The organism is Pelagihabitans pacificus (genome assembly GCF_009371985.2).
GTDB lineage: Bacteria > Bacteroidota > Bacteroidia > Flavobacteriales > Flavobacteriaceae > Pelagihabitans > Pelagihabitans pacificus.
This window is the reverse complement of sequence record NZ_VIKU02000001.1, coordinates 41,801-54,813: the sequence shown is the minus strand read 5'-3', so window position 1 is coordinate 54,813 and position 13,013 is coordinate 41,801. Positions and strand designations below refer to the sequence as shown.

At 44.7% G+C, this 13,013-nt stretch carries 12 protein-coding genes; all 12 read left to right on the top strand.

What is annotated here, in order from left to right:
- The first annotated feature begins 4 nt into the window (after positions 1-4).
- A complete protein-coding gene (locus FK220_RS00290) occupies positions 5-2,401 on the top strand; it encodes a heavy metal translocating P-type ATPase (RefSeq protein ID WP_152572291.1) in 2,397 nt (798 codons plus the stop codon).
- A gap of 16 nt (positions 2,402-2,417) precedes the next feature.
- Positions 2,418-2,900, top strand: a complete 483-nt coding sequence (locus FK220_RS00285; protein WP_238718853.1) for a hypothetical protein — start codon at positions 2,418-2,420, stop codon at positions 2,898-2,900.
- Between the two features lie 68 nt (positions 2,901-2,968).
- Positions 2,969-3,199 (top strand): cbb3-type cytochrome oxidase assembly protein CcoS, encoded by a 231-nt coding sequence (ccoS, locus tag FK220_RS00280; protein WP_152572290.1) that lies wholly within the window; start codon positions 2,969-2,971, stop codon positions 3,197-3,199.
- A 2-nt stretch (positions 3,200-3,201) separates the two neighbouring features.
- Entirely contained in the window at positions 3,202-5,403 is a 2,202-nt protein-coding gene (gene ccoN / locus FK220_RS00275; RefSeq protein WP_152572289.1) for a cytochrome-c oxidase, cbb3-type subunit I, read from the top strand.
- A gap of 91 nt (positions 5,404-5,494) precedes the next feature.
- The gene (locus FK220_RS00270) at positions 5,495-5,680 is read left to right on the top strand and encodes a CcoQ/FixQ family Cbb3-type cytochrome c oxidase assembly chaperone (RefSeq protein WP_152572288.1); all 186 of its coding nucleotides are present in this window, start codon (positions 5,495-5,497) and stop codon (positions 5,678-5,680) included.
- Between the two features lie 79 nt (positions 5,681-5,759).
- Positions 5,760-6,746, top strand: a complete 987-nt coding sequence (locus FK220_RS00265; RefSeq protein WP_152572287.1) for a cbb3-type cytochrome c oxidase N-terminal domain-containing protein — start codon at positions 5,760-5,762, stop codon at positions 6,744-6,746.
- Positions 6,747-6,816: 70 nt separating this feature from the next.
- Entirely contained in the window at positions 6,817-8,235 is a 1,419-nt protein-coding gene (gene ccoG / locus FK220_RS00260) for a cytochrome c oxidase accessory protein CcoG (RefSeq protein ID WP_152572286.1), read from the top strand.
- Positions 8,236-8,254: 19 nt separating this feature from the next.
- Entirely contained in the window at positions 8,255-8,701 is a 447-nt protein-coding gene (locus FK220_RS00255; RefSeq protein WP_152572285.1) for a FixH family protein, read from the top strand.
- Positions 8,702-8,807: 106 nt separating this feature from the next.
- On the top strand, positions 8,808-9,512 hold the full coding sequence (locus FK220_RS00250) for a sulfite exporter TauE/SafE family protein (protein WP_152572284.1): 705 nt from the start codon (positions 8,808-8,810) through the stop codon (positions 9,510-9,512).
- An 18-nt stretch (positions 9,513-9,530) separates the two neighbouring features.
- Positions 9,531-10,019 carry a GTP-binding protein gene (locus FK220_RS00245; protein WP_152572283.1) on the top strand — a complete coding sequence of 163 codons (489 nt, stop codon included), beginning with the start codon at positions 9,531-9,533 and terminating at the stop codon, positions 10,017-10,019.
- Between the two features lie 102 nt (positions 10,020-10,121).
- Positions 10,122-11,591 (top strand): vanadium-dependent haloperoxidase, encoded by a 1,470-nt coding sequence (locus tag FK220_RS00240; protein WP_152572282.1) that lies wholly within the window; start codon positions 10,122-10,124, stop codon positions 11,589-11,591.
- 146 nt (positions 11,592-11,737) lie between these two features.
- Positions 11,738-13,006 carry an acetyl-CoA hydrolase/transferase family protein gene (locus FK220_RS00235; protein ID WP_152572281.1) on the top strand — a complete coding sequence of 423 codons (1,269 nt, stop codon included), beginning with the start codon at positions 11,738-11,740 and terminating at the stop codon, positions 13,004-13,006.
- Positions 13,007-13,013 lie beyond the last annotated feature (7 nt).

The following is a 13,013-nucleotide window of genomic DNA, read 5'->3' as shown; positions in this document are numbered from 1 at the left end:
AATAATGGCTAAACACGAATGTTATCATTGCGGTGACGACTGCTATCCTGTTCGAGTGGAATTCGATGATAAGAATTTCTGCTGCAATGGATGCAAGACGGTCTACGAGATTTTTTCCAGCAATGACCTTACGTACTATTATGATTTGCAAACGGCAGCCGGAGCCTCCCCCAAAGCCATCGAGGGAAAATACGATTTTCTCGAATCCGATGCCATTGTTGAAAAACTAACGGAGTTCAATGATGAAGATTTACAGATAGTCAACCTATATATTCCACATATACATTGTAGTTCCTGTATCTGGGTGCTGGAAAACCTGAACAAATTGAATCCGAATATTTCGCTTGCCCAGGTAGATTTTCCAAAAAAGACGGTTCGCGTTACCTACAACAGTTCCCAAATATCCTTGAAAGAAGTGGTCCTGCTCCTCGCGCGAATCGGATATGAACCTTATATTTCCCTGGATGATTTCGATAACAAAAAGAAAGGGGCCGATCGTAGTTTGATCTACAAGCTAGGAGTGGCGGGATTTGCTTTCGGCAACGTCATGTTCCTTTCGTTTCCCGAGTATTTCGATTTATCATCAAACCATGCTTCAGGGGGCGAATATTGGTTGAACCAATACGAAAGTGTCTTTCGCTGGCTCATGTTCGCTTTTTCGATTCCGGTTGTTTTTTATGCCGGGAGTGGCTATTTTATCGCTGCCTATAAAGGGCTGCGCGCCCATCTGCTGAATATCGATGTACCCATAGCATTGGGTATTCTGGTGTTATTCCTAAGGAGCACGGTTGAAATCATTTTTGATTGGGGCCCTGGTTTTTTTGACAGCCTTACGGGATTGGTATTCTTCTTGCTCCTCGGAAAGTTCTTCCAGCAAAAAACCTATTCGTTCCTATCGTTTGAACGGGATTATAAGTCCTATTTTCCGATAGCGGTCACAAGGATTACTTCGGAAGGGAAAGAGAAGACTACCCAAGTAAACGAGATCAAACAAGGAGACCGTTTGTTGATTCGTAACGAAGAGCTGATTCCGGTAGATGGGATATTGATGAGCGATAGTGCCCGAATCGACTACAGTTTCGTCACGGGGGAATCAGAGCCGGTGCGCAAGCGATCAGGCGACAAAGTTTTCGCTGGAGGAAAACAACTGCAGGGCGCCATCGAAATGGAAGCCTTGAAATCGGTCTCCCAGAGTTATTTGACCCAACTATGGAGCAATTCGGTATTTCAAACCGATAAGGCGGGCAAGTTCCAAACCTTGACCGATAGTATTGGAAAACGTTTTACCCTTGCCGTCCTTTCGATTGCTGCCGTGGCAACATCCTATTGGCTCTATCATGATCCTGCTAAGGCTATGAATGTTTTTACGGCAGTTCTAATTATTGCTTGCCCCTGTGCTATTGCGTTGGCCGCTCCATTTACGTTGGGTAACATGCTCCGTATTTTTGGCCGAAAAAAGTTCTATCTCAAAGACACCCGGACCATTGAACAGTTGGCCCAAATAGACACCGCTATTTTTGATAAAACAGGTACGATCACTACGGCAAAAAAAAGCACGGCCACCTACGAGGGAATGCCTTTGACAGCGGAAGAAGAATCGCTTCTAAAAAATACCTTAAGGGCCTCGAACCATCCGCTTAGCCGTAGTCTGTACGATATGCTCTCCAAACAGAATATCAGCACGCTGGATGAATACGAGGAACACTTGGGTAAGGGAGTGGAAGGAACCATCGGCAAAGAACATATGAAAATCGGTTCCGCCGAGTTTGTTGGGCAACAGCATACCAACGATTCGTTGAACACTTCGGTGCACATTAGTAGTAATGACACTTATAAAGGCCGGTATGTTTTTCATAATCACTATCGAAAAGGGGTCTCCGATGTTTTTAGAACTATGTCAAAGAACTTGGATTTAGCCATTCTATCGGGTGACAATGAAGGTGAAAAAACACGCTTGGAAGAGCTATTACCTAAACTCGTTCCCCTCTATTTCAATCAAAAACCGGAAGATAAGCTCACCTTTATCGAATCGCTGCAGACCCAAGGAAAGAAGGTTTTAATGGTTGGTGACGGACTTAATGATGCAGGTGCCTTGGCCCAGGCCGAAGTGGGAATTGCCATTTCTGAAAATGTGAATGTGTTCTCTCCCGCCTGCGATGGTATTTTGGATGCCTCGAAGTTCCAACAACTCTACAGCTACCTCCTAGCTTCGAGGAAGGCGATGAAAATCATAAAGCTAAGTTTTGTGTTATCACTATTGTACAATGTAATTGGACTTTACTTTGCCGTAACCGGACAATTGCAACCGGTAATCGCGGCAATCTTGATGCCCCTTAGTTCTATTAGCGTGGTACTGTTCACGACCGTACTAACCAATTTAATAGGAAAAAAGCTAACATAGACCAAACCAGACAACTATGAAAATACTCAGTAGGTTCTATCAGAAATGGATTGTTGAACGGATTAAAGGTCGGAATACCCTTTTGGCCATTTCAATCGGTGTCGTATATCTGTGGTTCGGCTTTCTCAAATTCTTTCCAGAGGTGAGTCCGGCCGAGGGCCTTGCCAAGAATACGATACACGCATTGACGTTTGGTTTCATTGGGGATCAAGTATCGATAATTCTTTTGGCCATACTGGAGGTGGGTATCGGTCTGTTGTTTGTGCTGAACATCTTTAAAAAAACCGCTATCTATGTCGCGCTGATCCACATGGCCTGTACGTTCACGCCCTTTTTGCTTTTTGTGGAGGATTCATTCGTAGCGGCCCCGTTCATCCCGACCTTGCTGGGCCAGTACATCGGTAAAAATATCATCATCGTGGGAGCTTTGTTAACGCTCTTGTATACCGGCACGTCGACATCGCGACAAAATGGGTTGAACAAAAAAAAAGGGAAATGACAAACCTGATAAAAGTCATATTTATTGGCTTGTCGGTCTGTTAGTTTTACACCATAATTCAGGTAGGTATGAGTGTTATTTATGTGTTACTGGCCATCAGTATACTGGTGGCGGTCATCTTTTTCACAGCATTTATTCTGGCGGTAAAAAACGGTCAGTACGATGATTCGTATACACCGTCGGTGCGCATGTTGTTCGAAGATGAACTGGTAAGACCTTCCGCACCGACCAACAGGGAAAAGAAGGATGCCGATAAGAAGGCGAAAAAAGAGAAAATCCAACTAAATAAACAAGTATAATTATGGAAGTACAGCAGTTTTATTACGATAATAAAATCGTAAAGAATTTTCTCTACGCGACCATGCTGTGGGGTATCGTAGGGTTTTTGGTAGGGCTCATTTTGGCACTCATGTTTTTGTTCCCCAACATGACCGATGGTATTTCATGGTTGAGTTTCGGGCGCTTAAGGCCGTTGCATACCAATGCAGTCATCTTCGCTTTCGTAGGCAACGCAATGTTCGCCGGGGTGTATTATTCTACTCAGCGGCTGCTCAAGGCACGCATGTTCAACGATACCTTGAGTAAGATTAATTTTTGGGGCTGGCAACTGATTATTGTGGCTGCCGCAATTACGCTTCCCCTTGGATATACAACGTCCAAGGAATATGCCGAATTGGAATGGCCCATTGATATCGCCATTACTCTCATATGGGTAGTTTTTGCCATTAATTTCATAGGAACCATGCTCAAGAGACGCCAACGGCATCTTTATGTTGCCATTTGGTTCTACCTGGCCACTATCGTAACGGTCGCCGTACTCCATATTTTCAACAGTCTGGAACTACCGGTCAATGCCCTTAAAAGTTATTCGGTATATGCTGGGGTTCAGGACGCACTGGTACAGTGGTGGTATGGTCACAATGCGGTGGCATTTTTCTTGACTACCCCATTCCTGGGCTTGATGTACTATTTTGTGCCCAAGGCGGCCAATCGTCCCGTCTATTCATATCGTCTCTCGATCGTGCACTTCTGGTCTTTGATTTTCATCTATATCTGGGCGGGCCCACACCACTTATTGTATTCGGCCTTGCCTGATTGGGCCCAAAACCTAGGGGTTGCCTTTTCGGTGATGCTGATTGCCCCTTCCTGGGGAGGTATGATCAACGGTCTTTTGACCCTTCGAGGTGCATGGGACAAGGTACGTACCGATCCTACCTTAAAGTTTATGGTAGTAGCGATTACAGGTTATGGTATGGCTACTTTTGAGGGGCCTATGTTATCGCTTAAAAACGTGAACGCCATTGCCCACTTCAGCGACTGGATCATCGCTCACGTGCATGTTGGTGCTCTGGCTTGGAACGGTTTTTTAACCTTCGGGATGATTTATTGGTTAGTACCCAAAATGTTCAAGACCCGGTTGGCATCAGTGGGTCTGGCCAACTTCCATTTCTGGATCGGTACCCTCGGTATCATTTTGTATGCGCTACCGATGTACGTAGCTGGCTTTACCCAAGCTTTGATGTGGAAAGACTTTAATCCCGACGGAAGCTTGGTGTATGGCAATTTCCTGGAAACGGTCAATGAGATCATGCCCATGTATTGGATGCGGGCCATCGGAGGTTCCATGTACATCATCGGCGCCTGTGTGATGGTTTACAATGTAGTAATAACGATAAAAGCCGGTGGTAAGGTAGAAGATGAATTGGCAGAGGCCGCTGCCCTTACACGGGTATCTTCCAAACGAACAGTAGGGGAGACGTTCCACACCTGGTTGGAACGGAAGCCCATTCAGTTGACCATCTTGGCCACGGTTGCCATTTTGATAGGAGGTATTATTCAAATTGTACCCACACTGCTGGTCAAATCGAATATCCCGACCATTACCAGTGTTACTCCCTATACTCCTCTGGAACTGGAGGGTAGGGACCTCTACATTCGTGAAGGATGTGTCGGTTGTCACTCGCAAATGGTTCGTCCGTTCCGCAGTGAGGTCGAGCGGTACGGTGAGTATGCCAAAGCAGGGGAATTCGTGTATGACCATCCGTTCCTTTGGGGCAGCAAGCGAACCGGCCCAGACCTTTTACGGGTGGGGGGCAAGTACTCCGATAACTGGCACTTGAACCATATGTACGATCCACAGAGTACTTCCTCGGGTTCCATTATGCCTTCCTATTCCTGGTTGGTACGAAACGAACACGACCGTAGTGCGATCAAAGATAAGATGGAGGCGATGGTGAGCCTGGGCGTACCTTACACAGAAGAGGATATTGCAAACGCTGAAACCTCAATGGATGAACAGGCCACCCAAATTGAGAAAAACCTGTACTCCGATCCCGATTTTGCGAAAAGCTACGAAGCCGATAAGAAGTATGCCGAGGAAAACGGCGAACCTTTCATAGAAATGAAAAATCGCGAAATCGTTGCCATGATCGCTTACCTACAACGATTGGGTACGGATATCAAGGTCAAGGAAACCGAAGAATTATTGTCGGAGAATAAATAAAAAGGTAGAACAGAGAAAAAAGAGAATAGAAAACCGACCGTAGGAATGAGGTCTCCATTCTATACTCTCTTCTCTAATAAAAAAGAAAAACATGCTAAAATTTGTAAAGGGTTATATGGAAACCATCGACGGGGTGGCTACCTATCCCATGATATCGTTGCTCATCTTCTTTGTGTTTTTTGCAGTGCTGTTTTGGTGGGTGTTAACCGCTTCCAAGGCACATATCAAAGAGGTAAGTGAGATTCCGTTGGATGAGACCGATATAGAAAATAGATAAAAGAAAATGTAAGAATCGGAATTTAGAAATTCAATTTTCTTCAATTGCTCCTAAAAAGACAACCATAAAAATCAATAAAATGAAAAATAGCTCGACCTGGTGGATTAAAATCCCCGTACTATTATTCCTCATCTGGGGATTGATGGAGTACTTTATAGACTCTGGCGACCAACCTGCGATCATTAAATACCCTGAAGCGCAGTTTTTTATGCTGATGGCGTTTCTATTGTTAATCGCCATAGCACTGATATTGCAGTCTGTTGAGAACATCATGTTTCAAACGTTATCGGAAGAGGCCAAAGAGCGCTATTTGGAGTCCAAATCCAAGGCTTGGGAGTGGAAGTGGGGCAAGAAAATGTATCAAAAATTATTGGGATCCAAACCTATTGAAGCCGAGGGCGAGATTATTTTGGACCACAATTATGATGGTATCCGCGAATTGGATAACAAGCTCCCGCCATGGTGGGTGTACATGTTCTATGCAACCATTGTTTTCGGGGTAGTTTACTTGGCACGCTTTCATGTATTCGGTGATTACGATCAAGATACGGAATACCTGACCGAGGTCACGATAGCCGAGGCCGAGATCGCTGAATATAAAAAGAATGCCAAGGACTTGGTGGATGTCAATACGGTGGAATTACTGACCGATGCCTCTGATTTAAGTGCCGGAAAAGCGATTTTTGAGACCAATTGCGTAGTCTGTCATATGGCAGATGGCGGAGGAGGAATCGGCCCCAATCTCACTGATCCAAACTGGATTTTGGGTGGTGGCATCAAGAATGTTTTTAATACTATTTCCGAGGGTGGCCGTGACGGGAAGGGAATGGTCGCTTGGAAACAAAGCCTTAAACCTGCGGAGATGGCCCAAGTTGCCAGCTATGTTCTAACGTTCCAAGGTTCCACGCCTGCAAATCCGAAAGCGCCCGAGGGTGATATTTGGGTCGATCCCCATATGGAAACAGCAGCTCCCGCGGTTGATTCCGTAAAAATCAACGTTGAGATAGATACTTTGGAGTTCAAAAAAACAATTGATGAAGAAGGAACCGTTATAGAGCGACCCTAAGCTTAAGCGGGCATAAGGAAGTAAATTGATTGTACCCCAAACGTTCAACAGAATCGTATAGGCGGCGAAAATGACACAGAACCAGGACAACTTTAGGGATTCTATCGGTACCATCGACGAAGAAGGCAAACGTGCATGGATATTCCCTAAAAAACCAAGTGGCAAGTTTTATGAGTATCGCAAGTACGTGAGCTATTTCCTGTTGGCTTTTCTGTTCGCCGCGCCATTCATCAAAGTCAACGGAAATCAGTTCTTGATGTTTAATGTGTTGGAGCGTCGCTTCAATATTTTTGGGTTTCCATTTTGGCCACAGGATTTTCATTTGTTCGTAATCTCAATGATTATCGGGGTCATTTTCATCGCCTTGTTCACCGTCGCCTATGGACGCATTTTCTGTGGATGGATGTGCCCGCAGACCATCTTTATGGAAATGGTTTTTCGACGCATCGAATACTGGATCGACGGGGACCGCGGCGCACAGATTAAATTAGACCGCCAACCTTGGAATGCCGAAAAAATTCGAAAAAGGGTCATTAAGTGGATTGTCTTTTTTATCATTTCATTCTTAATTGCCAACGTATTTTTAGCGTATTTAATCGGTAGTGATCGCTTGATGCAGTATGTCATCGATGGGCCGCTACAGCACGTTGGTACGCTAATCCCGTTACTTATTTTTACTGCGGTATTCTATTTTGTATTTGCTTGGTTTCGGGAACAGGTCTGTATCATCGCCTGTCCGTATGGCAGGATGCAAGGGGTGTTACTTGATAATAAATCGATTGTGGTCGCCTATGATTATAAACGGGGGGAAGGAGAGCAGGGTCGGAAAAAATTTCGCAAGAACGAAGACCGTCAAGCCTTGGGACATGGTGATTGTATAGATTGTTTTCAATGCGTCAACGTTTGTCCCACAGGAATCGACATTCGAAATGGTACCCAATTGGAATGCGTGAACTGCACAGCTTGTATCGACGCTTGCGATGCTATCATGGACAAGGTAAACCTTCCAAAAGGGTTGATTCGGTATGCCAGTGAAGACGAGATCACCAAAAAGGAGAAATTTAGGTTTACTCCCCGTTTGAAAGGGTACACCGCCGTGCTTACCATCTTGAGCGGGGTACTGATCGGTATGCTGTTCCTTAGAAATGAGCTCGAAGCAAACATTTTGCGACTACCCGGACAGTTGTACGAGCATAAGGAAGGAAATATCATCAGTAATGTGTACACCTATAAATTAGTGAATAAAACTACGAAGGATGTTAACGACGTGCACTTTGCATTATTATCACATAAGGGTACGGTGAAATTGGTACGCAATGAGGATTTTCGGGTCCCTGCCCAGGATTTGGCCGAGGGAACCCTTTTTATAGAAATCAATAATGCCGCGATAAAAAGCGATAAGGAAAAGGTAAAGGTCGGGGTATACAGCGGAGACGAATTGATTGAAACCACCACCACTGCTTTTTTAGCACCTAGAAGTTATAAATAAGAGGAAAGAAAAATAAATCATGAAAATAAACTGGGGAACAGCCATCGTTATCGCATTCATAGCTTTTATTAGCTTCATTCTGTTTTTTGTAATCCGAATGGCCACCGAAAATCGGGCTAACCACGACTTGGTGACCAAAGAGTATTACAAGGCCGAACTGGCCTATCAACAGGAAATAGATGCGGAGAAGAAGGCCATGGAAGATGGACTTCAATTGAAACTGAAAAAAACCCCTGATGGACTACAAATCGTTTTCCCTGAGACCGTAGAACCAAAAAATGTAAAAGGAACAGTGTCCCTATATAGACCATCTAATAAACACCTGGATTTTGACTTACCCATAAGTTTATCCAGTACACATTTGCTCATACCTGACAAACGTTTGTTAGATGGTCGCTGGGACATTAAAGTGCAGTGGGAGTATATCGGTGAGTCCTATTTGCACAAAGAGAGCATAACCTATTAAAAAAACAAGGATTCAGAACCAAGAAGAAAGACTTGCCACCGATTTCCGGTTGGCAAGCTGGCAAGTCAAAATGGTCTTGGTTCGTTTCGCAGCAATCTGAAACAACATGTTACTATCGGCTATCGCATTGGGACTTTTGGGAAGCTTGCACTGTATTGGCATGTGCGGCCCCATTGCGTTTATGCTACCTGTCGATAGAACGAACCACTATAAAAAATTTTACCAGACGCTGCTGTATCACCTAGGTCGATTAATGGCCTACGCAACCATGGGATTGGTTTTCGGGTTGATGGGAAAAGGTTTGTATGTTTTTGGAATGCAACAACGGTTATCTATCATTATCGGAATATCAATGATTGTATTTATACTACTACCCTATAAGACTCTTCATAAATACAATTTATCGAAGCCCCTTTATAAGATGGTCTCAAAAGTAAAAAACCGATTGGGTCAGGAACTTAAAAAGAAAACCCCAGATACGTTTCTGACCATCGGTTTTTTGAACGGTTTTCTTCCTTGTGGATTGGTTTACATGGCATTATTTGGTGCCATTGCCATGGGTAATGCCGCTCAGGGGAGTCTGTATATGATGTTGTTTGGTCTTGGTACGATACCTCTAATGACCACGGCTATCTACTTTAGTGGTTTCTTAAAGGAAACTGTAAAACAGCGAATTAGAAAGCTCATTCCTGCTTTTGTAGTCGTTATCGGAGCCCTTTTCGTACTTCGAGGTTTGGGATTGGGCATTCCTTATGTGTCCCCAGAACCTGTCGCGCAAATGGCGACTTCCCAAATCGAATGTCATCCTTAATCAACTAAGTGCCATGAAATGAAAGTCCTTCCGAACGATATCGTATTAAGACCAAGATTTCAAATGGAACTTTCGGGCCAAAAGGAGACCTATTTGTCCGCCTTTGAAAAATCGAAGAAACCACCCTTCCTCATCAAGCGAATCGACGACCATGTTTTTATAAAGTTCAATAAGGAAATGAATCATTTCTGGTCTCCACAACTGCATCTGGAGATCATCGAAATAGATAGGAAAAACTGTAAATTGTTTGGATTGTTCGGCCCGAATCCAACGTTATGGACTTTCTTTATGTTCCTTCATTTTGGGATTGCCACCCTGTTTATAATCTTGGGGATATGGGCCTACTCCAGTGCCTCCTTGGATCGATCCTATGGCCTTCAGGTCGGACTCATGGGATTCATGGTTTTGTTATGGATAGCCTTCTACATCTTCGGTAGGTTAGGGAAAAGACAGGGAAAACCCCAGATGCGTCAATTATATCAATTTATGATGGAGATATTGCTATAAGTCGAGTACAACCATGTTGAAAGGGGAGAGCTGTGTCATCAAAAAATTGATATATATATATTATTTTTGCACACCCTAAAACCAAGTAAATAATTTAAAGAGATGAAGTTTTTTTTAGTTTTAGTTTTGTTTACATCCACCTGTTTTTCAGTAGGTAGTGCACAGGAACCATCCGAGGGAGAAGGTCCAAAAGGTATCGAAAACGTGGCATACCAATGGGGTGGAATGGCCTTGAAGGCCACCGCAAACGATACCGAACGTTTTCAACCTAGACCAACGGTGACATCACGCTATCTGGGACTGATCTTTATTTCCGTTTTTGATGCATGGTCTCGCTATGACCAAACGGCGATACCGGTTTATTTGTCAGATGTTGAGCGAAGACCCGTTAGCGAACGGAATCTGAAGAATAAGGAAATTGCTATCAGCTACGCTGCTTATGGAACCATGAAGGAGTATTATTATTCCGATACGGAGCTGTTTCGAAAAATGATGGTAGGTCTTGGTCTTGATCCTGATAACACCTCATTAGACCCCAACACCCCTCAGGGAGTTGGAAATCTAGCGGCCAAAGCGGTCATTGAGGCTCGTAAAAATGATGGGAGCAATCAATATGGCGAAGTAGAGGGCTCCGATGGCGAACCCTATTTCGACTATACCAACTATCGTCCGGTAAACTCAGCAGATGAGAACAGTGATATCAACCGTTGGCAGCCCAAGTATTTTTCCGATGGGAAAGGAGGGGAATATGCCCCTGGATGTCTCACACCTTTTTGGCAGCATGTAGCGCCTATTGCCTTGAAATCGGCCGATCAGTTTCGCCCGGGCCCTCCTCCGATGGTCGGTTCCGAACAGTTGGAAAAGGAAGTAAAGGAAGTCATCGACCTGCAGGCAAACCTGACCGATGAGGACAAAGCCTTGGTAGAGTTTATGCGAGACGGGCCACAATCGGTACAGCAAGCGGGACATTGGTTGAAGTTCGCCCAGGACGTATCCAGAAGGGACAACCACACGTTGGATGAAGATGTCAAAATGTACTTTCTAACCCAGGTTACCGCCATGGATGCCTTTATCGCCTCCTGGGACTCCAAAATGTACTACGACTATGCACGACCGTATGCGCTTGTTCATGACTACTATCAAAATCAGGTAATAAAGGCTTGGGGCGGTCCAGGTAAAGGTATAGTAGCGATGAAGGGCCAAGAATGGCGCCCTTATTCCCCTGACACCTTTCTTTGCCCCCCTTTCCCCAGCTATACCTCTGGTCATAGCACTGTCAGTGGTGCATGTGGGGAAGCCTTGCGGCTTTTTACGGGAGACGATTATTTTGGTGAAGAAGTGGAGCTTATTCCCGGATCTTTGACCGAAACCGACCCAGCGAATTATGGTGAACCGGTGATTATAAAGTTTCCCACCTTTACCGAAGCGGCCGACATGGCTGGTATGTCACGGGTGATGGGGGGATATCATATTCAAGCGGATAATGTGGCAGGCTTACAATTGGGTAGGGATGTGGCCGGAGCGGTTTGGAAATTTTACAACCATCATTTGGGCAAGCAGGGAAACCAATAATAAACGCTAGAAACGGAAGAAAAGGGAAATCATAAATTGATTTCCCTTTTTACACTTAGTCATAAAAAATGAAACTTATCATAGTTTCCCAAAACATTCGGTCGGAAATTTGTAGTGCATTACAGTAGGATATAAAACAGACTAAAATGAAAATAGTTTCAAAAGAGGAAGCAGTATCGATTATAAAATCAGGGGACAGGGTATTTCTTCATGGTGCCGCTATGACCCCAAACGAATTGATAGACGCTCTGTGTGAGCGACATCGTGCGTTAAAAGACGTTGAGCTTATCTCTATCCACACCGAAGGGGAAGCGAAATATACCCAAGAGCCCTACTGTAAATCTCTGAAATTAAACTCCTGTTTCGTTGGCGGCAATGTTAGAAAAGGTGTCAATTCGTTAAGAGCCGACTACATCCCTATATTCCTAAGCGAGATACCGTTGTTATTCCATAAGAACATCCTTCCGTTGGACGTGGCCATCGTTCAAGTATCCCCGCCCGATCGCCATGGGTACTGTTCACTCGGCGTATCGGTCGATGTGGCGCTTCCAGCTGTTAGAACGGCTAAAAGAATAATTGCCCAAATCAATCCGTATGTGCCCAGAACCCACGGTACAGGCATTGTTCATATCGACCAGATCCAATTTGCGATAGAGGTCAACCGTCCAATCCATGAATATAACCCCGCCAATATTTCGAACTTGGAGCATCAGATCGGTGCCCATGTCGCTTCCCTTATTGAAGATGGTGCCACGCTACAGACAGGTATCGGTAGTATTCCCAATGCGGTGTTAACGAACTTAACCAACCATAAAAATCTAGGAATCCATACCGAGATGTTTTCCGATGGGGTATTACCCCTCTTGAAAAGTGGTGTGATCACAGGTGCGGAAAAAGTGATTAAAAAGGGGAAAATTGTAAGTTGTTTTGCGGCGGGTTCACGCGAGCTCTATGATTTCATCGATGACAATCCTATTTGTGATTTCAGGGATTCGGGCTATACCAATGATACGGCCCGGATTCGAAGAAACCCCAAGGTGACGGCTATCAACAGCGCCATTGAGATAGACTTGACAGGTCAAGTCTGCGCCGACACCATTGGAAGTTATCAGTTTTCGGGAGTCGGGGGCCAAATGGACTTCATTCGAGGAGCCTCGCTTTCGGAAGGCGGCAAACCGATTTTTGCCATATCCTCGACCACGAACAAAGGTGTTTCCAAGATAGTACCGTTTTTAAAGGAAGGTGCAGGGGTCACGACCACACGGGCTCACGTACATTTCGTTGCCACCGAATACGGGGTAGTGAATCTCTATGGAAAGAACCTTAAACAACGTGCGAGGGCCTTAATTTCAATTGCACACCCAGAGCACAAAGAACCTCTGGAAAAAGCTGCTTATGAGCGATTTAATCGCTGAAAGCAGT

What these genes read in the sequence shown, in the direction of transcription:
- FK220_RS00290 (WP_152572291.1), top strand. Translation starts at nt 5, where the DNA reads ATGGCTAAACACGAATGTTATCATTGCGGTGACGACTGCTATCCTGTT.
- FK220_RS00285 (WP_238718853.1), top strand. Translation starts at nt 2,418, where the DNA reads ATGAAAATACTCAGTAGGTTCTATCAGAAATGGATTGTTGAACGGATT.
- ccoS (WP_152572290.1), top strand. Translation starts at nt 2,969, where the DNA reads ATGAGTGTTATTTATGTGTTACTGGCCATCAGTATACTGGTGGCGGTC.
- ccoN (WP_152572289.1), top strand. Translation starts at nt 3,202, where the DNA reads ATGGAAGTACAGCAGTTTTATTACGATAATAAAATCGTAAAGAATTTT.
- FK220_RS00270 (WP_152572288.1), top strand. Translation starts at nt 5,495, where the DNA reads ATGCTAAAATTTGTAAAGGGTTATATGGAAACCATCGACGGGGTGGCT.
- FK220_RS00265 (WP_152572287.1), top strand. Translation starts at nt 5,760, where the DNA reads ATGAAAAATAGCTCGACCTGGTGGATTAAAATCCCCGTACTATTATTC.
- ccoG (WP_152572286.1), top strand. Translation starts at nt 6,817, where the DNA reads ATGACACAGAACCAGGACAACTTTAGGGATTCTATCGGTACCATCGAC.
- FK220_RS00255 (WP_152572285.1), top strand. Translation starts at nt 8,255, where the DNA reads ATGAAAATAAACTGGGGAACAGCCATCGTTATCGCATTCATAGCTTTT.
- FK220_RS00250 (WP_152572284.1), top strand. Translation starts at nt 8,808, where the DNA reads ATGTTACTATCGGCTATCGCATTGGGACTTTTGGGAAGCTTGCACTGT.
- FK220_RS00245 (WP_152572283.1), top strand. Translation starts at nt 9,531, where the DNA reads ATGAAAGTCCTTCCGAACGATATCGTATTAAGACCAAGATTTCAAATG.
- FK220_RS00240 (WP_152572282.1), top strand. Translation starts at nt 10,122, where the DNA reads ATGAAGTTTTTTTTAGTTTTAGTTTTGTTTACATCCACCTGTTTTTCA.
- FK220_RS00235 (WP_152572281.1), top strand. Translation starts at nt 11,738, where the DNA reads ATGAAAATAGTTTCAAAAGAGGAAGCAGTATCGATTATAAAATCAGGG.